Here is a 22,996-nt window from a genome sequence, read left to right on the forward strand (position 1 = left end):
CGGTGTCACGCCGCGCGCACGGCGGCGCCGGGTTCGGTCCGGTGCGCCGCCAGTTCGCACGCCTGTCGGAAGGCCTCCAGCATGCTGCGTTCGTCAGCGATGCCCTGGCCGGCGATGTCGAAGGCGGTGCCATGGTCGACCGAGGTGCGGATCACCGGCAGGCCCACCGTGACGTTGACGCCGGCCTCCAGGCCCATCACCTTGACCGGGCCGTGGCCCTGGTCGTGGTACATGGCCACCACCACGTCGAAGTCGCCGCGGCCGGCGCGGAAGAACAGCGTGTCGGCGGGCAGCGGCCCTTCCACTTGCCACCCGCGCGCTTGCAGTACTGCGATCGCGGGCAGGATCTTTTCTTCTTCCTCGCCATAGCCAAACAGGCCGTTCTCGCCTGCATGCGGGTTGATGCCGCACACACCGATGCGCGGGTTGGCGATGCCGGCGCGCGTGAGCGTGTCATGCGCGCGCTCGATGGTGCGCTGGACCAGGCCAGGCTCGATCCGGCGGATGGCATCGAGCAGGCCGATGTGCGTGGTCACGTGGATTACCCGCAGGTTGGGCGCCACCAGCATCATCGACACTTCGTCGATGCCGGTCAGGTGCGCGAGCATTTCGGTATGGCCCGGGTAGATGTGGCCACCGGCGTGCAGGGCCTCCTTGTTCAGCGGCGCGGTGCAGATGGCGTCGAGTTCGCCGGCCGAAGTCAGTTCGACGGTGCGGGCGATGTATTGGTAGGCCGCGTCGCCGGCGATCGGCGACAGCTTCCCGTAGGGCAGGTCGGCCGGGATCAGGCCGAGGTCGATGCAGTCGACCACGCCGTAGCGGAAGTCCGCATCCGCCGGCGTTTCGATGGAGCGCACTTCCAGGGCGACGCCTGCGCGCCGGCCTGCGTCGCGCAAGCGGGCGGTGTCCCCGATCACGAGCGGACGGCACTGCTCATAGACCGAACGGTGCATCAGCGCCTTCATGATGATCTCGGGACCGACTCCGGCGGCATCGCCCATGGTGATGCCGATGACAGGACGATAGGTCATTGCAGGTGTTCCTCTTGGGTAGGGGTGGGGCGTTGCGATGGCGCGCATCCGGCGCCGGCGAGCCGCCGCCAGGCGGTCGCCAGCGAATCCGGCGCGCCGAAGCCGCCGGCCTTGGTGACCACCGGCAACGGCTTGCCGGCCAGGCTCGCCAGCAGCAGCGGCATGCCGGGCTCGACCTCGTCGACGATGTGCAGGGTGTCGATGCCAGCCGCCGCCAGCAGCGCACGGGCGGTTTCTCCGCCGGTGGCAATCAGTGCGCCGGCATGGGGCAGGGCCGGCGCCAGCATGTCAGCCAGCCGCTGGCAGATGGCCGGGCCGTCCGCGGGATCGCCGCGGGTGGCCTGGCTCAGCGTAATCAGTACGTCGCGGCCGTGCCGCAGGGCTTCGATGACGGCATTGGTCAGGTCGACCATCGGCAACACCGGCGCGGTGGCCTGTACTTCCAGCGCGAGCAGCGCTGATCCGGCGGCGGCCTTCAGTTGCGCGGCCTGGGCGTGCGAGACGCTCGACATGCTGCCAACGACAGCCAGGACCGGGCGAGCGGCGATGGGCGCCGGATTCTCAAGCGTTACGCTACCGAGTCCGAGCGCGCGAATCAGTGCCGGCGCCAGCCCGGCCGAGCCGGCCCAGAACACGTTCGCCAGGCGCGCCGAGGCGTCGGCGATGCGCCGCAGGTCCTCGTCGGTCTCGGCATCGCAGACCACGGCCTGCATGCCCTCGGCCTGCAGCGCGGCGAGCCGCGCGGGCAGGGCAGGGCCAGGCTCGCGAATGTGGTCCAGCGACAGGGTTACGGTACGCAGACCTTGATCGCGCAGCATCGCGGCAAGGTCCGCGCGGCCCGGCAGGTTCTCATTGCGCCAGGCCTCGGTGTCCTCGACCGGCACGCCGTGCAGCCACTGGCGTGCGTCGCGCGTGGTCCGGCCGAGCGCCGGAAAGGCGGGCGCAACGATGGCGAGGCCGGCAAGCGGCACCAGTGCGGCCACTTCGGCGCCCACGTTGCCGCGCAGCGTGGAATCGGTCTTCTTGCAGAGGCGCGTGCCTGGGGCCGCAAGCGCCCGCCAGGCCGCGGCGTGCCGCTCGGCGGCCTCAGCGGCGTCGGCGCGGCGGGAATCGACATCCACGGCCAGCACGTCGACGCCGGCAACCGTGCTGCCGGCCCCCAGCGCCACGGCGCTGCGCAGCCCGGCGCGCACACCGGCCACGGCGCAGTCGGCGGCGCCGGAGAGGTCGTCGGCCACAACCAGGAGGCGGAGGCCGGGTGGGGCGTTGCTGGTCACGGCAGCAGTCGGCGGTAGATCGCCTTGATGTCTTCCAGGCTCAGCGGCTTGGGATTGTTGCCCAGCAGCCGCTTCACCTTGGAGGCGGCCTCGGCCAGCGCGTCGAGGTCGGCTTCGGACACGCCGAATGCGCGCAGGTCCTGAGGAATCTGCAGCTGCACGGTCCACTCGGCCAGCCGGTCAATCAGCCCCTGTGCGGCGGCGTCGTCCGCCGCGCCCTCAGCGGCGATGCCAAGCGCGCGCGCAACAGTGGCGAGCCGGCCGACGATCGCATCCTTGTTGAAGGCCATCACATGCGGCAGCAGCATCGCGTTGGCCACGCCGTGTGTGATATTGAACATGCCGCCCAGCGGGTAGGCCAGCGCGTGGACCGCCGCGGTGCCGGCCGCGGTCAGCGCCAGGCCGCCGTACATGGAGCCCAGCATCATCGCCTCGCGCGCCTTGACCGAGTGGCCGTCCTGCCAGGCCTCGACGATGTTGGCGCCGATCAGGCGCATCGACTCCATCGCGAACATGTCGCTGACGGGGTTGGCCTTGGTCGAGATATACGACTCGAGCGAGTGGACAAAGGCGTCGACGCCGGTGGCTGCGGTGATCGGCCTGGGCAGGCCCAGGGTCAGCTCGGCATCGAGGATGACCAGTTGTGGCAGCAGGTGGCGGCTGACGATGCCGACCTTCAGCGCCTCATCGGGCAGCGTGACGATGGCGTTGGGCGTGACCTCGGAGCCGGTGCCGGCCGTGGTCGGCACCAGGATCATCGGTGCGCCCGGATGGCGGATCAGGTCGACACCGAGCCATTCGCGCAGCGGCTGGTCGTTGGTCAGGCGCACGGCGAACAGCTTGGCGGCGTCCAGCACGCTGCCGCCGCCGATCGACAGGATGGCTTGCGGCGCAAAGGGCGCGATCTGCTCACGAAACACCGTCTCCACGTTGTCGATGCTGGGTTCGGGCTCGACGCCACGCACGATGCGGACTTCCACATCGCGCTCGGCCAGGGCGGCAACCACGCGGCCGATCACGCCGTTCTCTTCCATGACGGGCTGGGTGATCAGGGCAATACGCGAGACGGGGCGGTCAAGCAGGGCGAGCTTCTCGGGCAGCAGGGCAAGGCTGCCGGCGCCGTGCACGATGTGCTTGACGGTCTGGAAATGGTAGGTGCTGGGCATGGCGGTGGGAGTACGGTGCGATGTGATCAGGTGGTCGTGGCGTGGGCTTACCGGGCCGCGGGACCCGTGCGGTAGACCGACAGCGCTTCCTCGAGCAGCCCGCGCGCTTTCGCATCAAGGGGCTTTGCCGGCGAGCGGGCAGGGCCCGCGGGCATGCCGAGCATTTCCGCGGCTGTCTTCAGCACCACCGGCATCGTGCCGAGCGCAAAGGCATCGCGCAGCGCGCGCAGCGATTCCTGCGCCGCGCGGGCGGCCGGGATATTGCCGGCCTGGAACTGGTTCCAGATTGACATCACGACGTGCGGCACCGCATTGGTGGTGGCTGCCACCGCGCCGTCGCCCCCCGCGATCAGCGACCACAGGATCATCGAATCGGTGCCAGTGAACACGGCGAAGTCGTCGCGGCGCAGGTTGATCAGCTGCAGCAGGCGGTCAAAGTCTCCGCCACTGTCCTTGATCCCGCGGATATTGGGGATCTCGGCCAGGCGGCGCACGGTGTCAATGGTCAGCGTGACGCCGGCCTTGGCGGGAATCGTATAAAGCATGATCGGCAACGAGGTGGCCTCGGCGATCTGCTTGTAGTGAGCGAACAGTTCCGCCTGCGTGGCGCCATTGAAGTAAGGCGTGATCACCGAGGCAGCATCCACGCCCAGGTCCTGCATCTTGCGGTTCAGCGCGATTACATCGCGCGTGGCGTAGGCGCCGGTGCCGGCAATCACCGGCACCCGGCCGCGGGCCTGATCGATGGTAATGCGCACGATGTGCAGCTTTTCTTCCTCGTTGAGCGCAATGAACTCGCCATTTGTGCCAAGCACGAAGAGCGCGTGGACGCCCGCCTCGATGAGCTTGTCGATGAGGGTGCGCAGCCCGGCTTCATCGACGGCTTCGTCGGGGGTCATCGGGGTGATCAGGGCGGGGATGATCCCCTTGAACGACACGGTCATTGGCTCCGTCTCCTGGCGGTATCGATAGTGTCCGCCTTGATGTGGCTGGAAATGCCCGGGGAGGCGTGCGTCGCTTGGCGAAAGCATCACTTCCACGCGGCATAGCGATTGAACTGCGCAAAATATGCGCAGTTCAATTGATCGGTTCAGTCATTATAGGCCAATAGATGACTGATTAGATCGTAGTTTACCCTGATTTGATTGAATCGATCAAAATGGCTCGCAGCGCCGCCGCTTACCCATTGGCAGGATTCCCGGCTACTCCCGATCGGCTCCGATGATGCGATCGTGGGGCTATCCGCCACGTCATCGAGAAATTCTGTCTGGCAGGCCGTGGTGGCGAGGCACCCTAGAGAGGATGGCTGGTCCTGTTGAGGATCAAGGATCGCGCGAGCGCTGCTCACCATGCGCAAGAGCAATCACACGGCCAAAACGCTCTGATTTCTATGTGGATTTCGTCCGTAAGTACTCTCTTCGACAGTTGCTGAAAGGCAACATGAAGGCTGTAGATGCTCAGCATTCGTGAGACTGCGTCGAGCTGAAGAAAAAGAAGCAGCGGGCGAAACGCCCCACAGGGACGTTGTTTCTCAGTGAAAAGCTACAGTCGCATGAATGTTGAGCGCGGCTCGCACGAATGACGATCTTCAACATCAGGATTCATCACCCGACTTCGGTCAATTAGTTCGGAGATAGATAGCTTGCATACTAATAATATCATCACTATCATTTAGCACATGACTTCCCTCGATACGCTACGCTTCGCCTTTACTGGCCAGTTGATGCGGGCCGGCAGGCAGTGGCGCCAGATTTCCCACGCTGTCGTCACCGCTTACGGCATCTCCGCCGCGGCCGCTGGCCCGCTCATGTTCATCCTCCGTCTGGGGGGCGGTGTGCGTCAGGTGACGCTGGCCGAGTATGTCGGCCTGGAAGGCGCCTCGCTGGTCAGGCTGCTCGACCAGCTCAGCGCCGCAGGCCTGGTCCGCCGTGAGGTGGACGCCAGCGACCGCCGCGCCAACTCGCTGTGGCTGACAGAAGCGGGAGAGGCGCTGGCCGCCAGGATCGAGGCAGATCTCAAGCGCCTGCGGGCCAATGTCTTTGCGGACATCGCGCCAGAGGACTTCGAGGGTGCGCTGCGCCTGCTGGGCGCCTTGGCGCGCGCCGCGGAATCGACCCCTAACCCCTAGGGTTCCACGAGAGGTAGGGAGCGTAAAGCGATGGGTGGTTGGCCTTCCGCAAGGGACTGGATCTTTTCTGCCAAGGCCTTCGTGGCTTCCATGCTGGCGCTGTTCATCGGGCTCTACCTCGGCCTGCCGCGCCCGTACTGGGCCATGGCGACGGTCTACGTGGTTGCGCATCCCCTGACTGGCGCGACTCGGTCCAAATCGGTGTATCGCGTGCTCGGCACGCTGCTTGGCGCCACCGCCTCGGTGCTGTTCGTGGCTGCGCTGGTCAATACGCCTGCGCTGCTGATGGCGGCCGTCGCTGTCTGGGTCGCGGTGCTGCTCTATGTAGCGCTGCTGGACCGTACCCCGCGCAGCTATCTGTTCATGCTGGCCGCCTACACGCTGCCCTTGATCGCGCTGCCTGCGGTCGACCACCCGCAAGGCGTCTTCGACCTCGCCGTGGCCCGCTCTGAGGAAATCTGCCTGGGCATCCTCTGCGCAAGCGTGGTCGGGGCAGTGTTGTTCCCGGTCAGGGTCTCCGACGTGCTGCACGACCGCCTGGCAAGTTGGATGGGCGATGCGGCCCAGTGGGTGGGCGACATGCTGTCGCCAGGCGCGGGCGCGGCCCTGTCGCGCCATCACAGCCGGCACCGGCTTGCCGCCGACATCCTGGCGCTCGATCAGCTGATCAGCCAGCTTTCCTACGACACCGAGACGGCTGCACGCATTCGCGATGCCAAGGAGCTGCGCGGGCGGATGACCATGCTGCTGCCGGTCATGTCCTCCCTCGCCAGCCTGGTCGAGACCATGCAGCGCGATGAGGCGGGCGTGCCGCCCGAGCTGGCTGCGCGCATGGCGGTCGTGTCGGACTGGATCAGCGATGCAAGCGGTCCGGCGCCGATGCCCGACGATGGCGCGGCGCTCTCGTTCGACACGGCGCTGACCGCGACTGTCCACGACCGACTGCGCGAGCTGACCGCGCTGTGGCAGGACTGCGTGACGCTGCAGCGCCGCCTCGGCAACGCCGAGTCTGGCGGCGAGTGGAAACCTGTCTTCCGCCGCTGGAGCGTGCGCGAGGCTCGCCATTATGACCACGGCATGCTGCTGTTTTCGACGGTCACCACCGCCCTGGCCATCTTCTGCATGGGCATGATCTGGATCTGGACGGGCTGGGCCGACGGCGCCGGCGCGGTGACGTTGGGTGCGGTCGCGTGCTGTTTCTTTGCCGCGCTCGACGAGCCCGCGCCGATGATCCGCTCCTTCTTCACCTGGAACGTGGTCTGCATGGTGCTGGCGATGGTCTACCTGTTCATGATCCTGCCGCTCGCGCACGACTTTGAGTTGCTGGTGGCGATGTTCGCCATCCCCTTTCTATTGTTCGGCGTGATGATCGTCCAGCCGAGACTTAACCTGGTCGCGATGCTCTTAACCACTGTGATGGCCAGCGAAATCGGCCTGCAGGCCAGCTACAACGCCGATTTCCACAGCTTCTTCAACGGCAATGTGGCCGGCGTCGCCGGCATCCTGTTCGCGCTGATCTGGACGCTGCTGGTGCGGCCCTTTGGCACCGCGGCGGCGGTGCGCCGGCTGGTGCGTGCCAGCTGGGGCGATATCGCGCGCAACGCTAGCGGCCGCGACCCGCGCGAACACGACCGCCTGCGCGCCCGTATGCTGGACCGGCTGGCGCAGCTGGTGCCGCGGCTGGCCGCCAGTGAGAGCGAACAGTCACCCGACGGCTTCACCGAGGTGCGGGTGGAGTTGAGCACGCTGGCACTGCAGCGCGAACTGCCCGCGCTGCCCGCCGAGCGGCGGCATGCGGTGCGCCGCGTGCTGCGCAGTGTCGCGCGCTACTACCGCGACAAGCTGGAGGCCAGGGTGCAGGCGCCGCCGCCCGCGCTGCGGCTGCGCCTGGCACGCGCCATCCAAGGCGTGGCCGACCGGTCCGACCAGCCCTCGCGCACGGCGCTGGCCGCGTTGATCGAAATAGAAGTGGCATTGTTTTCAACCTCTCCTATGAGCGGGAGGCAAAGATGAGCGGTGAAGTCAATCTCTACGGCGTCTACGTACCCAGCCTGCTGGTCTGGATGCTGGTGGCATTCGTGATCATGGCGAGCCTGCGAGCGGTGATGTCGCGCGTGGGCTTCTACCGGCTGGTCTGGCACCGCGCGCTGTTCAACCTGTCGCTGTACGCGATCATCCTCGGCGGGGTGGTGTTGCTGGCGGCGCATCTGCAATCATGAAACTCACACTGAAATCCATCGGGCCGGTCGTGTTTACGCTGGCCCTGACTGCCGGTGCGGCAGTTGTCGCCAAGCATCTGTGGGATTACTACACGATTGCACCGTGGACACGCGACGGCCATGTGCGGGCCGACGTGGTGCAGATCGCGCCCGACGTCTCCGGCCTCATCGCGCGCGTGCTGGTCAAGGACAACCAGCGCGTGCAGCGCGGTCAGGTTCTGTTCGAGATCGATCGGGCCCGCTTCGCGCTGGCGCTCCAGCAGGCGCAGGCGAACGCCGCGGCGATCCGTGCCACGCTGGGCCAGGCCCGGCGCGAGGCAGCGCGCAGCCAGCAGCTGTCGGAGATCGTGGCCAAGGAAGTGGTGGAGGAGGGCCTGGCCAAGGTCCAGCAGGGCGAGGCCGCGCTGGCGCAGGCCGAGAGCGCGGTCGACCTGGCCAGGCTGAACCTCGAGCGCACGCGTGTGGTCAGCCCGGTCGACGGCTACGTCAACGACCGGCTGCCGCGCCTGGGTGACTACGTCAGCACGGGCCGGCCGGTGATGTCGATGGTCGACGAGAAGTCCTTCCACGTGGAAGGCTATTTTGAGGAAACCAAGCTGGCGGGCATCCACCTCGGCAGTCCGGTCGAGATCCGCCTCATGGGCGAGTCTACGGTGCTGCACGGCCACGTGCAGAGCATCGCTGCCGGTATCGAGGACCGTGACCGCACCGCGGGCTCCAGCCTGCTGCCCAACGTGAACCCGACCTTTAACTGGGTGCGGCTGGCGCAGCGCGTACCGGTGCGCATCGCGCTGGACGAGATGCCCGTCGACATCCGCCTGGTAGCGGGCCGCACGGCCACGGTTTCGGTGGAAGATCAGCCTGCTGGCAAAAAAGGTGCGGGTCCGGCCGCCGCGGCGGTGGCGCCCCAGGGCGGCCACACGATCGCGCAGGGTTCGGCCGCCCGGCAGGAGTCGGTTCGGTGAAACGCGTTACGCTAGCCCTGATCCCCGCAATGGTGCCGCTGCTGTTCGCCGCCTGCACCACGGTGGGCCCCGACTATCATGTGCCAGAGCATGCCACCGTCAAGGCGCCCGAGGCCAACGGCCCGCTTGCCGGCACCGATCACCCCGCCGTCTCCATCGCACCCGTGCCTAATGGCTGGTGGCGCCTGTACGACGATCCGAAGCTAGACGCGCTGGTGCAAGAGGCGCTGGCAGCTAACACCGACCTGCGCGCGGCGGCGGCCAACCTACGCCGTGCCATCTCCACCTACCATGAGGTCGAGGCCGAGAACCTGCCGCGGGCGGCGGTGAAGGCAAGCGCCGAGCGCGGCCTGGTCGCCGGCGAGACGCTGCTCCAGGAGGAGAAGTTGCCGGTCGCGAACTTCGGCGACGTGGGCTTCGGCGTTTCCTACCTGATCGACTTCTTCGGCAAGCTCGCCCGGGCCGACGAAGCGGCGCTCGGGGCCGCCGAGGCCAGCCAGGCTGCGCTCGACCAGGCGCGTGTCATCGTCGCCGCCGAGACGGTGCGCTCCTACGTCGAAGGCTGCGTCGCCACGCACGAGCTGGCCGTGGCCGAGCACCAGCTGGCGCTGCAGGAGCGCGGCGTCGAGCTGACCCGCAAGATGTTGGCGGCCGGTCGCGGCCAGCCTCTCGAACTGCTGCGCGCCCAGTCGCAGGCCGACACGCTTCGCGCCGCGCTGCCCAGGCTGCGCGCCGGGCGGGAAGCGGCGGCCTATCGCCTGGCCGTGATGCTGGGCAAGCCGCCCACCGCCGTGGCCACGGCCGAGTACGCCTGCCATGCCATTCCGAAGCTGACCCGGACGCTGCCGGTGGGGGACGGCGCCGCGCTGCTCAAGCGCAGGCCCGACGTGCGCCAGGCCGAGCGCGAACTGGCTTCGGCCACCGCCACGATTGGCGTGGCCACCGCCGACCTCTATCCGTCCGTCAGCATCGGCGCCTCGTCCGGCTTCACCGGCGTCCTGGAGCACCTTGGGCAGCCGCAGACCGCGCATTGGAGTTTCGGACCGCTGATTACGTGGAACATCCCGACCAGCGGCACCCGTGCCCGCATTCACGGCAGGGAGGCCAGTGCCGACGCCGCGCTGGCACATTTCGACGGCGTTGTGCTCAAGGCATTGCGCGAGACCGACACCGCGCTCAGCGCTTATACGCACGAACTGGAGCGCAACCAGTCGCTGCGTGATGCGCGCGACAAGGCCGACGAAGCCGCGCGGCAGAACCGCCTGCTTTACCAGGCAGGTCGCGCCCCCTACCTGAGCAGCCTCGACGCGGATCGCACACTTGCCAATAGCGATGCCGCGCTGGCCGCATCCGACGGACAGGTGGCGTTGGACCGGATCAGCCTGTTCCTGGCGCTGGGTGGCGGTTGGCAGGACGCGCCCAAGGTGCGCGAGCAACTCGCCACCGCACGCCCGGACTCGAACACGTCCGGCCATTGATGCGCCGCGAGGCCTGGGCGACGGGCGCCGAAACTTGACAGAGACTTACCCATAAGTCAGTCATTTAGCGGACATAATTTGGAACCTTTGCAATGATAGCCGCCTTCAAACCATCGGCCATGCTCTTTGCGGTGAAGAGCTTTATTGCCGCGATGCTGGCGCTGTACATCGCCCTCCGCATCGGGCTTGCCAATCCCAGTTGGGCAGTCGTCACGGCTTACGTCATGGCGCAGCCGAGGGCGGGCGCTGTGCTATCGAAGGGGGTCTACCGGATCGTCGGTACCGCGGTTGGAGCCGCCATGTCGGTCTTCCTCGTGCCGCCGCTCGGAAACGCCCCCGAACTGCTGTCAGTGGCCGTCGCGCTCTGGCTTGGGTTCTGCGTGTTCCTGGCGACAATCGACCGGACGGCTCGATCCTACATGTTCGTCCTCGCGGGCTTCAGCACCTGCCTCATCGTCTTCCCAGGTTTCAGTCATCCCGAAGCCATCTTTACCACCGCAATGCTGCGTGTGCAGGAGATCTCACTGGGCATCCTCTGCAGCAGCGTCATTCATGCGACGATCCTGCCGGGTTCCTCGACGGAACTGATGCTTGGCCGGCTTGACAGAGCGCTACGTGATGCTGCGCGCTGGACCACTGAGGCGCTGTCGGAAAGCAGATCCGAGACGCTCGATCAGGACCGGAACCAGTTGGCCGTCGCCGTCAACGAGATCCATGACTTGTTGGTCCACGCGGGATACGAGGGTGCAAGCCATGGCCAGCAACGCCGCCTGTCCTCTGCTTTGCTTGCGCAGATCGAGCGACTGCTGCCATTGTCTGCAGGAGTTGATGACCGGATCCTTGAACTCCGGCGAGTGCGGGCTATGACGCTGGATATTGCAAACCTCCTTCATGAGGTACGCGTCTGGATAGAGTCCACCTCAGCGAGCGGAGACAATCAACGCATGGAAGCGGATCTCCTCCGGCAGCGTTGCGCTGAATTGGAGCCGATAGCGGTTCCGGGAATGACATGGCAGGCTGCCCTGCAGCTCAACCTGCTCGCCCGGCTTTCCGATCTCATCGCCGTCCACGGAAATTGCGTGATGCTGCATAGCGCGATCATCTCCGGCCCACGCAATGAGGAGGAGCGGCGCCGTATCCGCGCCGTTGTCAAGACCGGTTCGCGGGCGATCGAGCGAGATTGCGCTGGAGCGCTGATTGCCGCCGCCTCCACCACGGTCGCGCTCCTTACCGCCTGTACGATGTGGATCGCCTCAGGCTGGGACGGGGGCGCCAGTGCTGTCATGATGGCGGGGGTGTTCTTTGCCATCTACTCGGGCCTCGGCAATCCGGCACTGGCCCTGAAGAACAAATTCATCGGCGTAGTCGTGCGTCTGCCGCTCGGTGCGCTCTATGTGCTGGCCATCCTGCCTTCGATCGACAGCTTTCCCTGGCTTGCTGCCGCTCTTGCGCCTGTCCTTCTCGTCTCGGGCGCGTTGCTGACGGCGCCCCGCCACAGTGCCATGGCGTTCAACCTGATTATCGGCGTGCTCAACCCGATCATCATCTCGGAACGCTTCACGCCGGACTTCACTGCTTATCTCAACAACAGCCTGGCCTCGCTTACCGGCATCTATTTCGCTCTGATCATGATGAAGATGATGCAATCCCTCTGGCTTAAAGGCGCCACCCGACGTCTGCTCAGTGCCGGCAGGATCGACATCGCATGTGGAAAGAATAGAGCCATGACGGAATGGCGAAGCAGGATGGGACACCGGATCGCGCTGCTGGCCATGCGTGCAGCCAACCTCGGTGGGATCGCGGCACGGCCGACGACTGACGCGTTGCGCGATCTCAGGACAGGCCTTTCGCTTGCCGAGCTTGCCGAGCTGAGACCACGCCTTCCTGCTGAAGCCGAGCAAGAAGTCGCCTCGATCCTGGAGGGGGCGGCGCGCCACTACCACCACCTTTCAAGGGGGCGAGACAATGCGCCGCCAGCGACATTGCTGGCACATATCGATCGAGCCATTCAGACAGGAATGGGCGGTCTGGACGCAGCAGTCCAGCGTGCCGTGAGCCTCGCCCTGGTGAGCCTGCGTCGCAACATCTTTCCTCTTGCGGCACCGGTGGACTCCCTCACTTTGCCCGCTCCTCCTAGCGACGTTGGGCGTAGCCTGGCGTAAATTGGAGACGCTGTTTGAAAGCGCATTTAGAACGAGTTTCGCGTCCCGAATGACAGCACCTACTGTAACAGCCCGCTAACTGATGAGCGCCGAATGGTTAGCTAGTACAACATCCCGTAAATTGGTTTAATAATTGCTGAAAATAAGCCTGCAGGAGGCACATCAGCTATCTGAAGGAGGCCGGCTTCACTGTTCGGGAGGGGGTGGACGGCATTCCTACGGCTTTTGTCGCCGAGTCGGGAAGCGGAGGCCCGATAATCGGGATCCTCGGAGAGTTCGACGCGCTGTCAGGTCTGAGTCAGCGGAGTCTTTCGGTCACTTGCGAGCCGGCCGAGGAAATCTGCAACGGAAACGGACATGGCTGCGGACACCATCTGCTTGGCACAAGCGCACATCTGGCAGCCGTTGCAATCAAGGGCATGCTGGAAGCAAGCGGGATGCCGGGAACCGTTCGGTTCTATGGTTGTCCTGCGGAAGAAGGGGGCTGGGGGAAAACCTATATGGCGCGAGCCGGCCTGTTCGACGATCTGGCCGCTGCGTTGACCTGGCATCCCGGGGTCTCGAACGGCGTGGCAAATATTGAGCTTCTCGCTTGCAAGCAGGCGTATTTTCGCTTCACCGGCGTTTCAGCCCACGCGGGTGCCTCACCGCACCTTGGCCGCAGCGCGCTAGATGCCGTTGAACTGATGAACGTGGGGACAAACTTCTTGCGTGAGCACATGATTCCGTCGGCGCGGGTGCACTACGCAATTACCGACGCAGGCGGCTTGGCGCCGAACGTGGTGCAGCCGAAGGTCGCAGCAATGTATATGGTTCGTGCGCCGCACATCTCTGAAGTGGAAGAGCTCTACCAGAGAGTCTGCAACATCGCGCGCGGGGCCGCACTGATGACCGGGTGCGAACTGGAGATCGAGTTACATTCCGCCTGCTCGAATCTCGTCCTTGACGATGTGCTGAACGAAGTCATGCACAATCCAGATGAACCGCCTGAGTGCGCCCGTTTACGATGCGAAAGAATTGAATTTTGCGGAGGCGATGTACGGTACCACGGCTGCAGAAGAGGTCGAGGCTGCCGGTCGGATGCTGCAAAGCGCCTGGAAAGACCCGAAGGCGCTGTTTGAAGGTGTCGAGCCACTTGATAGCTCGCGTTCCATTCGTATCCATGGATCGTCCGATGTCGGGGACGTCAGCTGGGTCACGCCGACGGTGCAATGCCGGACGGCCTGTTTCGCGTTTGGCACGGCGCCACATTCCTGGCAATGGGTTGCACAGGGCAAGAGCTCTATTGCACATAAGGGGATGCTACTTGCATCCAAGACTATCGCCGCGACCGCACTAGAACTCTTCATGCGGCCAGAGCTTCTGGAGAAGGCGAGGGAGGAGCTTATCCAACGCAGAGGAGGGAAGCCGTATGTGTGCCCGATTCCGGAGGGCGTGAATCCTCCGCTTCCTACGAATGTTTGATGAACGCATTTCCGCCTGTTGTCTGAGCTGCAAACGGTGTCAGCGCCAACTCTGGACAAAGGGGGCTCCAGCTCGAATTGGCCGGTTGGTGCTTGTCTCCATCGGCCACTTCAGACTTAGCACGTGACGATCACCGGAGTCTAAGGTTTAGTTGGCGTGCTTGACGGGGAACTTTATCCGCTGGAGATATCTGCGTCGTGGCGATAACGTCGGAGCGAGGGCGCCTGCACCGACGACTTGTCTCACGGGTTGTAGTCGCTCCCGCTTCGTTGTCCATGCCCGGGTAACACCTGCGGCAGCGGCCCATAGGACTCACATCGCATTTGCGTAAGTTCATGAGAGTTTCCCTGAGCAGCTTTTCGCAAGTGCAAAGAGCGCTGGGGGATGTCCTGCGCTAGTACCGCCACGCCGAAGTACACAGCGTGACTGCTATTGAGGGCGGCGATACAGACAAGACTGACACGAAGATGCCCACCACAAAGCTGTCGGCGGTACACCAGAAGATCTAGCGGCGCCCCTACGACGGCACGGATTGGCTCTATCATGCCGGTAACTCACGACGTTTGATTTCAGTGATATAGTTACGAATGCAATCATTTGTGTGAGAAGCAGCGAACCTATCGCGCTACAGAAGTCATGTCATCCTTTGAAGGCCGTATCGACCGGCTCTGCGCCAGGCACCCCGGCGCGCCACGCGAGCTGATCCTGGCTACTCGCCTGTTGCAGCGCACTGAGCGCCTTCTGCGCATGCATATCGAGCGGGCCCTGGCGCCGTTCGAGCTCGACCTCCAGCAATACCTGTCAATCAGCATGCTGGCAGCCGACGAAGGCCAACCCAGCATGCCGTCCGAGCTTAGCATCACGCTGGACGCCACCCGCACCCGGATGACCAGACTAGTGGACGGCCTGGAAGCGCGCGGCCTGGTGCGCCGCCGCGTTTCCGCGCAGGATCGGCGCAGCACGGACTTGATGCTGACCGCCGCCGGACATCGCCTGTTCGAACGGGCCCTGCCGGCAGTGCATGCCGCTTACGGCGAGGCTTGGGCTCCCCTCGGCGACAGCGGCCTGGCTGGCGCCACCCGCGTTCTCGGTCGCTTGCACCAGACGCTGCTGGCACTGGAGCCGGCAGGAGCAGCGAGCCGGCCATGAAGTCCGCGCGCACGCTGGTTCGCAGCGACTCATATCGTCGGCGGCGTTGAAGCCGATCCGCGCAGCTTCGCGCTGGTTCAGGGTGCATATGCGGTGGGCAGCATGCTAATGATCCTCGCGCAACAGCGGAATTTTTTCTTTTCCCATCATCCACCAAGCGGCCAGGGTGCTATCTTGAGCATGAACTTCGACGTCTCTATCGTAGGCAGTGGGCTGGCTGGAATTACGGTCGCGCTGCAACTGGCCGACACCCACCGGGTTGTCATTCTCAGCAAACGTTCCATGACACAGGGCGCCAGCGACTGGGCCCAGGGCGGCATCGCCGCCGTGCTGGATTCCGGCGACAGCCACGACGAACATATCCAGGACACCCTGGTGGCAGGCGCCGGCCTGTGCGACGTAGCTGCAACGCGCTTCATCGTGGAGCACGGCCGCGAAGCCATACAGTGGCTGATTGACCGGGGCGTGCCCTTCACCACGGATGGGGAGGCCGAGTTTGGCTTTCACTTGACGCGCGAGGGCGGCCACAGCCGCCGCCGCATCATTCACGCGGCCGATGCCACTGGTCATGCAGTAGTCCGCACGCTCTCCGAACAGGCGCGGAATCACCCGAACATCACGATCCTGGAAGACCAGTCCGTGATCGACCTGGTCACGTCAGTCAAGCTGGGCCTGCCCGGCAACCGCTGCTACGGCCTGTACGTGCTGGATGACAGCACCGGCGAGGTGCGCACCATCACGGCCACCCATACGGTTCTGGCCGCCGGCGGCGCCGGCAAGGTCTACCTGTATACCACCAACCCTGACACCGCGACCGGCGACGGTATTGCGATGGCGTGGCGCGCAGGTTGCCGCGTGGCGAACATGGAATTCATTCAGTTTCATCCGACCTGTCTGCACCATCCATTTGCCAAGTCCTTCCTGATCTCCGAAGCGGTGCGCGGTGAAGGTGGCTTGCTGAAGCTGCCCGACGGCACCCGTTTCATGCCGGACCACGACGAGCGCGCGGAACTGGCGCCGCGCGACGTAGTGGCGCGGGCAATCGACTTCGAAATGAAGAAGCGCGGCCTGGATTGCGTCTATCTAGACATCACGCACCAGCCTGAAGCCTTTCTGAAGGAACACTTCCCCACGATCTACGCCCGCTGCCTAGAGCTTGGCATCGATATCACGAGCGAGCCGATTCCGGTGGTGCCGGCCGCGCACTACACCTGCGGCGGCGTGGTGACCGACACCTCGGGCCGTACCGACCTTGGCAACCTCTACGCGGTCGGCGAAACGGCCTGCACCGGGCTGCACGGCGCTAACCGCTTGGCTTCGAACTCGCTACTGGAATGCATTGTGATCGGGCGGGCCGCAGCCGCGGATATCGCCGCGAAGGACAAGGCCGGCCTGCCCGACATTACGCTGCCGACCTGGGACGAGAGCCGGGTCTCGGACGCCGACGAGGAAGTCGTGATCTCACACAACTGGGACGAGCTGCGCCGCATGATGTGGGACTACGTCGGCATCGTGCGGACCAGCAAGCGGCTGGAACGCGCGCAGCATCGCACGCGACTGCTGCGCGAGGAAATCTCCGAGTACTACGCCAACTTCCGCGTCACACGCGACCTGCTCGAACTCCGCAATCTGGTCGAAGTCGCTTCGCTAATCGTCGACAGTGCCTATTCGCGCCATGAGAGCCGGGGCCTGCACTTCAGCCGCGACTATCCAGAATCGCTACCGAAGGCGTTGCCCACGGTGATGCAGCCGCCAGCTTCGGGCAAGCGCTGAGTCCTGGGAAGCAACCAGAGCGAGGTGGTAGGCCCACGTAGCTGAGCACTTTGGTCAGCGTGCCAAGTGGCTGGTAGACGCGCATTCGATGGCGGATTCTGGTGTCCCTGCATGCCGCGCCTGTGTCTACTCAGCACAGCGGCAAGCCGCGTATCCTCATGCTGGACAAGGCGGCCCTGAGGAATGCGCGAAACCAGCGCCTTCCTGCCTTCGGTTTCCCAGAAGCCCCGATTGATGGCGGTGTCGATATACGTGAAGAGAAGTAAAATTGGGTCTCCCGCACTTTGTGTGACGGCCTCGTCGAGGGCTTGATATCCCCCCGTCGTACGTTTGCCGAGAACATCCACGCCTCGGCCGGTCGGCATCAACGTCGTACGCGATCGCAGGCTCGGGCGTTGCACGCATTGGGCCACGCCCTCGGTGGTGAGGCGGCAGCTCGGCTTGCTGACGTTTTAGGCTTGCGCACCAGTGCCGACACCGTGCTGCGGGAGTGCGCAGAGTTCCTGAGCGCAAACACAAAACACGACCGCGGGTCGTCGGCATCGACGACTGGGCGATCGCGCGCGGTCACCAGTACGGAACGATCATCGTCGACCTGGAGCGGCGTGAGCCGATCGAAGGGTTCGCCGGCAGGGAAGGAACTGCGGCGGCCGCGTGGATGCGTGCGCACCCATCGATCGAGATCGTCGCCAGGGACAGGGCCGGGGCCTACTCCGAGGCGGTCGACATCGCGCTGCCGGCAGCCACGCAAGTCTCGGATCGCTGGCATCTGCTGTGCAACCTGCGCGACAACGTCGAGAGGCTGCTGTACCGACTCGGAGCGCAACTGCGCCAAGCTGCGCAGCAAGTTGAGGTCGGTGGCGTGACCCTGGGCCGGCAGGGGGGGCTGAGCCGCAATTCACTGTGGTCATAGCAGCGCCTGAGCGATCAGCGATGCGCCTCGCGGCTGGCGCTGTACGAGCGGGTGATGGCGCTACGCGCCCAGGGCGGCACGAGGAAAGGAATCGGGCGCGAGCTCTCAATTGACCAACGAACCATGCGCAACTTCGTCACCGCAGGGGCCTTCCCCGAGCGCGCACCTAGGGCGCCGGGGTCCGACGCCTTTGGATCCCTATCGCAGCTATATCGCGGAACGAATCGCCCAGGGCTGTCGCTTTCCTGAACTGATCTGGCAGGAACTCAAGCAGCGAGGCTATACGGGCAGTCGCGCCGCCGTGCGGCGTGGTCCGACTCCTCTTTCCACAGGGCAAAGAGCCGCTTCTCCCAGCACCCGCGCGCACGATGCCGTGCCCGTCGGCCCGGCGCGTGTTCGGATGGCTTGTCGGATGGAGGAAGCTCGCCGTCGAGGAGCCCAGGAGCGCGGACCACGAGCGCTTCGTGCAGGCGCTGTGTAAGATCGAACCCGTGGTGGGCGAAGTTTGCAGCCTCGCGCGGGAGTTTCTCGGGCTCATGCACCGGCGAAGTCTGCGGCAGTTCGATCGATGGTTGAAGCGTCTGTCGCGCTGCAACGCTGCGGAAATGCGCAGGTTCGCGCAAAGCCTGCGCGCCGACTTACCGGCTGTGCGGGCGGCCTTCAAGCTGCCATGGAGCAATGGCCAGGCGGAGGGTCACGTCAACCGGCTCAAGTTCCTCAAGCGCCAGATGTATGGCCGCGCGACCATCGAGCTTCTGCGGCTGGGGGTATTGAAGCCAAACTGAACGATAGACCTGCCTTGCCCTGCATGACACGCTAGTCCGGTCGCCATCGCGGGCGGGTGAGCTCGTACGGCCAGGATGAGCCTCGCGAGCCGTGAAGTGTAGTAAGAGTGGGTCTTCCGCAATTTGTGTGACAACGGCGAATTCGTGTTGAGGACCCTTGCCGTCGTCTTTCCCGCCCGACTACCACTATTCTTCTTACTGACTAACGTAAGCGAGTCCGCCAGCCTCGCCGTGGCCACACGAACTCACGCGCCTGCGATCGCGACCGGACTGGCGGGGCCTGTAGAACAAAGCCGGCCGGTTTAGTTTGGCTTCAACACCCGCAGCCGCAGAAGCTCGATATTGGCGCGGCCATACATTTGGCGCTTGAGGAGCTTGAGCCGGTTGACATGACCCTCCGTCTGGCCATTGCTCCATTGCAGCCTGAAGGCCGCCCGCACAGCCGGTAAGTCGGCGCTCAGGCTTTGCGCGAACCGACGCATTTCCTCAGCGTCGCAGCACGACAAACGTTTCAACCATCGATCGAAGTGCAGCACACTTCGTCGGTGCATGAGTCCGAGAAACTCCCGCGCGAGACTGCGGACTTCGCCCACCACGGGTTCGATCTTGCACAGCGCCTTCACGAACCGCTCGTGGTCCGCGCTTTTTGGCTCCTCGATGGCGAGGTTCCTCCATCCGACTAGTCAATATGACTCCCCTGGAGGGCAAGAGGGCTGGCCCGCCGCGAGGAATCTAACGCGGGTTAGCATCACTGCCAGAGCCGCATGGTGTGGACAGTGCCACACCCGGCGATTTCCAGCACGGAGGCCAGCATGGAACACGATATCACTTTGTATGTCGGGTTGGATGTCCATAAGGACTCGATCACGGTCGCCTATGCACTCGGCATGGGTGAGGTCGAGCTGCTTGGCAAGATCGGTACCTCGAAGGCCGATATAGACCGCCTGTGCAAGCGCCTGCAGTCCAAAGCGCGCCGGATCCGCATCGTCTACGAGGCCGGCCCCTGCGGCTATGGCCTTTACCGACAGCTTGCAGGGAAGGGATTTGAGTGCATGGTGTGCGCGCCGTCGCTGATCCCGAGGAAGCCCGGCGAGCGCGTCAAGACCGATCGGCGCGATGCGGTCAAACTGGTGCGATCGCTGCGCGCCGGTGACCTCTCGGCCGTGTACGTGCCCAGCGTCGAAGACGAAGCATTCCGGGATCTGTCCCGCGCGTGGGTCAGCGCCAAGGACGATCTGAAGCGGGCCCGACAAAGGCTAAAGGCCTTTCTGCTCTCGCACGGTGTCCGCTACACCGGCAGAGCCGACTGGGGACCAGCGCACCGCCGCTGGATTAGTGCCTTTGCCTTCGATGCCGTGTGGCAACAACTTGCCTTTGACGAATATCGACGTGCCATCGAGGATCGGCTCGCGCAATGCAGCCGTCTCGAGGCGGCCTTGCGCGAAGCCGTGGTCAACTGGCGCTTCTATCCGGCCGTACTCGGCTTGCAGGCCATGCGCGGCGTGCAGTTCACCACCGCGATAGGCATGCTCGCCGAATTGGGCGATCTCTCGCGCTTCGCGCATCCGCGCCAACTGATGGCCTGGCTTGGCGTCGCACCCTCCGAACACTCATCGGGGGACAAGCGGCGCCAAGGCAGCATCACCAAGAACGGCAATAGCTATGCAAGAAAGCTGCTGATCGAAGCCGCCTGGAGTTACCGGCACCCGGCACGGGTGAGCCCCGAGATTCAGCGCCGGCACGAAGGCATTCCCAAGGCCATCGTTGACCGGTCCTGGGACGCCCAGGTTCGACTGTGCCGGCGCTATCGGAAACTTGCCGCGCGCGGCAAGAACCCGAACATTGCGGTGGTTGCGGTGGCCCGCGAACTCAGCGGGTTCATCTGGGACATCAGCCAGCTCGCCATGTCGCTTGCCGTACCGAATCAGGCGCAGACAACCTAACCCAGCGCCCGATATCAACCTATCTGACACCTACGGTAGAAGCCAGTTTCCTGAAGGCGGCGTAGCCCGGCACACGAGCAACCCGCGCGATGGCTAAGCAATGGATTTGATCCGACTTGCGGCACTAGATAGCGGCAGGCTCATTGGGCGGACCTCTGTAATGCGGTAACCAACCCGCGGATATCAGCGTGATCCACCGTCGAGACTTACTGCTACGTCGCCCTCAGGAAATTGAATGGAGGAACAACATCCAACTGTGAAACTAAATCAAACCAATCTCGATTGACACGGGGAGTCATATCAGCCATCCGAACACGCGCCGGGCCGAGGGCATCTGCATCGTGGGCTTCAGGGCAAGCGGGGTCTTGCCCAGCGGAAAGAGGAGGCGGGTCACGCAACTCTGCACGCAGGCGGGACTGCCCTTATAGCCGCGCTGTTTGATTTCTTGCCAGATCAGTTCAGGAAAGCGACAGCCCTGGATGATTCGTTCCTCGATATAGTCGCGATAGGGATCCAAAGGCGTCGGACCCGGCGCCTTGAGTGCGCGCTCGGGGAATGCTCCGGCCCTGACGTACTTCTGCACGGTTGCTACGCTGATTGAGAGTTCGCGCGCGATTCCTCTGATCGTGCCGCCCTGGGCGCGTAGCGCCATCAACTGCTCGTACAACGCCAGCCGCGTGGCGCGTCGCTGATCGCTCAGACGCTCCCATGACCGCTGTGCGTTTCGGCGGGGAACCCCCTGCCGGTCCAGAGGCGTCGGACCCCGCGCTCTGGGCGCGCGCTCGGGGAATGCTCCGGCCTTGACGTACTTTTGCACGGTTGCTGCGCTGATTGAGAGTTCGCGTGCGATTCCTCTGATCGTGCCGCCCTGGGCGCGTAGCGCCATCACCTCCTTATACAACGCTAGCCGCTTGGCGCGTCGCTGAGCGCTCAGACGCTCCCATGACCGTTGTGAGCTTCGGCGCAGACCCTGCCGGCCTAGCGTCACCCTACTGACGTTTACTTGCTGGGCGGCTTGGCGCATTTGTGGCCCGAGTCGGTATAGCAGCCTCTCAACGTTGTCGCGCAGGTTGCTCAGCAAATGCCAGCGATCCGAGACTTGCTTGGCTGCCGGCAGCGCGAGGTCGACCGCTTCGGAATAGGCCCCGGCACGGTCCCTGGCGACGATCTCGATCGATGGGTGCGCACGCATCCACGCGGCCACCGCAATGGCGTCCCTGCCGGCGAACACTTCGATCGGCTCACGTCGCTCCAAGTCGACGATGATCGTTCCATATTGGTGACCGCGCGCGATCGCCCAGTCATCGATGCCGACGACCCGCGGTTGTGATTTGCGCTTGCGCTCAGGTACTCTGCGCAATTCTCGCAGCACGGTGTCAGCACTGGTGCGCAAGCCCAAGGCGTCGGCAAGCCGGGCTGCTGCCTCACCACCGAGGGCGTGGCCCAGCGCATACAACGCCCGAGCCTGCGAACGCGTACGACGTTGATACCGACCGGCCAAGGCGCGGATGTTCTCGGCAAACGTACGACGGGGGCAGTTCGCGTTCATACACTTGAAGCGACGTACCTCAATGGCGAGAACGACCCGCTGCTCGAGCATTGGACGTTCTTCCAGCTTGCGCACATAGTGGCCGTGGAGTCGGTGACTCCAACTATGGCAGGCCGGGCACGGTGCCCTGCGAACTGTACTGCGGGCTTCGACAGTAATGGTCTCCCCTTGCACTTCGCTGGAGACGAAGCGCTTGCCTACACGGGCGAGAATACGATCGATCCCACCGAGAACTTGCCTCATGGTAACGATCAACGTACGGCCAAACCGGCCGGAAATCAAGCCCTCGACTGGGCCGTCACACAAAGTGCGGGAGACCCATCTTTACTACTGTGTCTGATGTCGACCCGGATCCCTCACGCCAGTACAGCCGTCCACTAGCCTTCGCCCGCAATGGATGGCGGCGGCGTATTGAAGTGTTCAGCCCAAAGCTTGGGCGTCGGTTGAGCCTCGGCAGCTATGACGCTTATCGGACCTGGTTGATGGTCGAAGCCAATCCTGAAATAGAAACGTTCACAGAACGTCCGGCCCGGGTCGGCGATGATGGTAGCGCGGTGATTGATTTCTGGGTTCGATCCCGAAATGCGACGGCCGGGGAGTTCTGGCTGATAGAGCCCCGTCGTGCCGAGGATGGTAGTGGGCCAGAACGTGATGAACTCCTGTTTGAGACCAATACCTTGCATGGTCTCCCTGTCCGCGTCATCCATCAATCTGAACTGCAGACCTTGTCGGTGCCGATCGCCAACTGGTCGCGCATTGTCCCGTACCTCGTCAGCTACCGGCGATTCCGCGCCCCTGTGCTGGAGCAGGCCATCGTGGTCTACCTGAATCAACCGAGGGCGTTGGATGCGATCCTTGAGCGCTTCCCCGAACCCGACCCGGCGAGCGTGGAGGCTTCGCTTTTTGCCTTGTTGGCATCCGGCCGCGTAGTCAGTCCTGACTTGGTGGTAGCGGCACTGAGCGGAGCGACTTCCTTTCAAAGGGCATAGGGGGT

The 22,996-nt window shown here is 64.4% G+C and carries 18 protein-coding genes and 2 pseudogenes; 13 read left to right on the top strand and 7 right to left on the bottom strand.

Annotated features, from left to right (window positions below; translation table 11 throughout):
- Positions 1 to 5 precede the first annotated feature (5 nt).
- The 4 genes from pdxA to dapA are packed head-to-tail and all read right to left on the bottom strand — an operon-like array spanning position 6 to position 4,418.
- Positions 6 to 1,031: a 4-hydroxythreonine-4-phosphate dehydrogenase PdxA gene (gene pdxA, locus ACZ5MJ_RS35730; protein ID WP_464227098.1), complete on the bottom strand. Its 1,026-nt coding sequence runs from the start codon at positions 1,029 to 1,031 to the stop codon at positions 6 to 8.
- Positions 1,028 to 2,308, bottom strand: a complete 1,281-nt coding sequence (locus tag ACZ5MJ_RS35735; protein ID WP_464227099.1) for a four-carbon acid sugar kinase family protein — start codon at positions 2,306 to 2,308, stop codon at positions 1,028 to 1,030. Before ACZ5MJ_RS35735 ends, pdxA begins: the two co-directional genes overlap by 4 nt.
- Positions 2,305 to 3,474, bottom strand: a complete 1,170-nt coding sequence (locus ACZ5MJ_RS35740) for an iron-containing alcohol dehydrogenase (RefSeq protein ID WP_464227100.1) — start codon at positions 3,472 to 3,474, stop codon at positions 2,305 to 2,307. Before ACZ5MJ_RS35740 ends, ACZ5MJ_RS35735 begins: the two co-directional genes overlap by 4 nt.
- Positions 3,475 to 3,521: 47 nt before the next feature.
- Positions 3,522 to 4,418: a 4-hydroxy-tetrahydrodipicolinate synthase gene (gene dapA / locus ACZ5MJ_RS35745; protein WP_464227102.1), complete on the bottom strand. Its 897-nt coding sequence runs from the start codon at positions 4,416 to 4,418 to the stop codon at positions 3,522 to 3,524.
- 734 nt (positions 4,419 to 5,152) lie between these two features.
- Between dapA and ACZ5MJ_RS35750 the strand changes: the two genes are divergently transcribed.
- The 8 genes from ACZ5MJ_RS35750 (at position 5,153) to ACZ5MJ_RS35785 (ending at position 15,039) form a co-directional block, all read left to right on the top strand.
- Positions 5,153 to 5,602 (top strand): MarR family winged helix-turn-helix transcriptional regulator, encoded by a 450-nt coding sequence (locus ACZ5MJ_RS35750; protein WP_464227103.1) that lies wholly within the window; start codon positions 5,153 to 5,155, stop codon positions 5,600 to 5,602.
- 30 nt (positions 5,603 to 5,632) lie between these two features.
- Positions 5,633 to 7,615 (top strand): FUSC family protein, encoded by a 1,983-nt coding sequence (locus tag ACZ5MJ_RS35755; protein WP_464227105.1) that lies wholly within the window; start codon positions 5,633 to 5,635, stop codon positions 7,613 to 7,615.
- Positions 7,612 to 7,821, top strand: a complete 210-nt coding sequence (locus ACZ5MJ_RS35760; protein WP_464227106.1) for a DUF1656 domain-containing protein — start codon at positions 7,612 to 7,614, stop codon at positions 7,819 to 7,821. Before ACZ5MJ_RS35755 ends, ACZ5MJ_RS35760 begins: the two co-directional genes overlap by 4 nt.
- Positions 7,818 to 8,786, top strand: coding sequence for an efflux RND transporter periplasmic adaptor subunit (locus ACZ5MJ_RS35765; RefSeq protein WP_464227107.1), 969 nt, complete (start codon positions 7,818 to 7,820; stop codon positions 8,784 to 8,786). Before ACZ5MJ_RS35760 ends, ACZ5MJ_RS35765 begins: the two co-directional genes overlap by 4 nt.
- Positions 8,783 to 10,264, top strand: coding sequence for an efflux transporter outer membrane subunit (locus ACZ5MJ_RS35770; protein ID WP_464227108.1), 1,482 nt, complete (start codon positions 8,783 to 8,785; stop codon positions 10,262 to 10,264). The genes ACZ5MJ_RS35765 and ACZ5MJ_RS35770 overlap by 4 nt, the downstream gene beginning before the upstream one ends.
- A 92-nt stretch (positions 10,265 to 10,356) precedes the next feature.
- Positions 10,357 to 12,426, top strand: a complete 2,070-nt coding sequence (locus ACZ5MJ_RS35775) for an FUSC family protein (protein WP_464227109.1) — start codon at positions 10,357 to 10,359, stop codon at positions 12,424 to 12,426.
- A gap of 203 nt (positions 12,427 to 12,629) precedes the next feature.
- Entirely contained in the window at positions 12,630 to 13,547 is a 918-nt protein-coding gene (locus ACZ5MJ_RS35780; RefSeq protein ID WP_464227110.1) for an amidohydrolase, read from the top strand.
- Between the two features lie 979 nt (positions 13,548 to 14,526).
- Positions 14,527 to 15,039, top strand: coding sequence for a MarR family winged helix-turn-helix transcriptional regulator (locus tag ACZ5MJ_RS35785; protein ID WP_464227111.1), 513 nt, complete (start codon positions 14,527 to 14,529; stop codon positions 15,037 to 15,039).
- Between the two features lie 105 nt (positions 15,040 to 15,144).
- Here ACZ5MJ_RS35785 and ACZ5MJ_RS35790 read toward each other — a convergent pair whose 3' ends face one another.
- On the bottom strand, positions 15,145 to 15,294 hold the full coding sequence (locus ACZ5MJ_RS35790) for a hypothetical protein (protein ID WP_464227544.1): 150 nt from the start codon (positions 15,292 to 15,294) through the stop codon (positions 15,145 to 15,147).
- Here ACZ5MJ_RS35790 and nadB point away from each other — a divergent pair.
- From nadB to ACZ5MJ_RS35805, 3 genes are all read left to right on the top strand, one after another.
- Positions 15,274 to 16,812 carry an L-aspartate oxidase gene (gene nadB, locus ACZ5MJ_RS35795; RefSeq protein ID WP_464227534.1) on the top strand — a complete coding sequence of 513 codons (1,539 nt, stop codon included), beginning with the start codon at positions 15,274 to 15,276 and terminating at the stop codon, positions 16,810 to 16,812. The two genes, ACZ5MJ_RS35790 and nadB, sit on opposite strands and share 21 nt — an antisense overlap.
- A 490-nt stretch (positions 16,813 to 17,302) precedes the next feature.
- On the top strand, positions 17,303 to 17,725 hold the full coding sequence (locus tag ACZ5MJ_RS35800) for an ISL3 family transposase (RefSeq protein ID WP_464227112.1): 423 nt from the start codon (positions 17,303 to 17,305) through the stop codon (positions 17,723 to 17,725).
- 368 nt (positions 17,726 to 18,093) lie between these two features.
- Positions 18,094 to 18,510 (top strand): transposase, encoded by a 417-nt coding sequence (locus tag ACZ5MJ_RS35805; RefSeq protein ID WP_464227535.1) that lies wholly within the window; start codon positions 18,094 to 18,096, stop codon positions 18,508 to 18,510.
- 302 nt (positions 18,511 to 18,812) lie between these two features.
- Here ACZ5MJ_RS35805 and ACZ5MJ_RS35810 read toward each other — a convergent pair.
- A pseudogene (locus ACZ5MJ_RS35810) lies at positions 18,813 to 19,193 on the bottom strand (transposase); the annotation flags it as partial.
- Positions 19,194 to 19,322: 129 nt separating this feature from the next.
- Here ACZ5MJ_RS35810 and ACZ5MJ_RS35815 point away from each other — a divergent pair.
- Positions 19,323 to 20,453, top strand: a complete 1,131-nt coding sequence (locus ACZ5MJ_RS35815) for an IS110 family RNA-guided transposase (protein ID WP_464219317.1) — start codon at positions 19,323 to 19,325, stop codon at positions 20,451 to 20,453.
- A 745-nt stretch (positions 20,454 to 21,198) separates the two neighbouring features.
- On the opposite strand, the pseudogene ACZ5MJ_RS35820 reads toward ACZ5MJ_RS35815, so the two are convergent.
- Positions 21,199 to 22,245 (bottom strand): annotated as a pseudogene (locus tag ACZ5MJ_RS35820) (ISL3 family transposase); the annotation flags it as partial.
- Between the two features lie 239 nt (positions 22,246 to 22,484).
- On the opposite strand from ACZ5MJ_RS35820, the gene ACZ5MJ_RS35825 reads away from it, so the two are divergent.
- A complete protein-coding gene (locus tag ACZ5MJ_RS35825; RefSeq protein ID WP_464227114.1) occupies positions 22,485 to 22,991 on the top strand; it encodes a hypothetical protein in 507 nt (168 codons plus the stop codon).
- The last annotated feature ends 5 nt before the right edge of the window (positions 22,992 to 22,996 follow it).

The sequence above is a fragment of the Cupriavidus sp. LA-1 genome (assembly GCF_055385985.1).

What these genes read in the sequence shown, in the direction of transcription:
- pdxA (WP_464227098.1), bottom strand. Translation starts at nt 1,031, where the DNA reads ATGACCTATCGTCCTGTCATCGGCATCACCATGGGCGATGCCGCCGGA.
- ACZ5MJ_RS35740 (WP_464227100.1), bottom strand. Translation starts at nt 3,474, where the DNA reads ATGCCCAGCACCTACCATTTCCAGACCGTCAAGCACATCGTGCACGGC.
- dapA (WP_464227102.1), bottom strand. Translation starts at nt 4,418, where the DNA reads ATGACCGTGTCGTTCAAGGGGATCATCCCCGCCCTGATCACCCCGATG.
- ACZ5MJ_RS35750 (WP_464227103.1), top strand. Translation starts at nt 5,153, where the DNA reads ATGACTTCCCTCGATACGCTACGCTTCGCCTTTACTGGCCAGTTGATG.
- ACZ5MJ_RS35755 (WP_464227105.1), top strand. Translation starts at nt 5,633, where the DNA reads ATGGGTGGTTGGCCTTCCGCAAGGGACTGGATCTTTTCTGCCAAGGCC.
- ACZ5MJ_RS35760 (WP_464227106.1), top strand. Translation starts at nt 7,612, where the DNA reads ATGAGCGGTGAAGTCAATCTCTACGGCGTCTACGTACCCAGCCTGCTG.
- ACZ5MJ_RS35765 (WP_464227107.1), top strand. Translation starts at nt 7,818, where the DNA reads ATGAAACTCACACTGAAATCCATCGGGCCGGTCGTGTTTACGCTGGCC.
- ACZ5MJ_RS35775 (WP_464227109.1), top strand. Translation starts at nt 10,357, where the DNA reads ATGATAGCCGCCTTCAAACCATCGGCCATGCTCTTTGCGGTGAAGAGC.
- ACZ5MJ_RS35785 (WP_464227111.1), top strand. Translation starts at nt 14,527, where the DNA reads ATGTCATCCTTTGAAGGCCGTATCGACCGGCTCTGCGCCAGGCACCCC.
- ACZ5MJ_RS35805 (WP_464227535.1), top strand. Translation starts at nt 18,094, where the DNA reads ATGCCGTGCCCGTCGGCCCGGCGCGTGTTCGGATGGCTTGTCGGATGG.
- ACZ5MJ_RS35815 (WP_464219317.1), top strand. Translation starts at nt 19,323, where the DNA reads ATGGAACACGATATCACTTTGTATGTCGGGTTGGATGTCCATAAGGAC.
- ACZ5MJ_RS35825 (WP_464227114.1), top strand. Translation starts at nt 22,485, where the DNA reads ATGGTCGAAGCCAATCCTGAAATAGAAACGTTCACAGAACGTCCGGCC.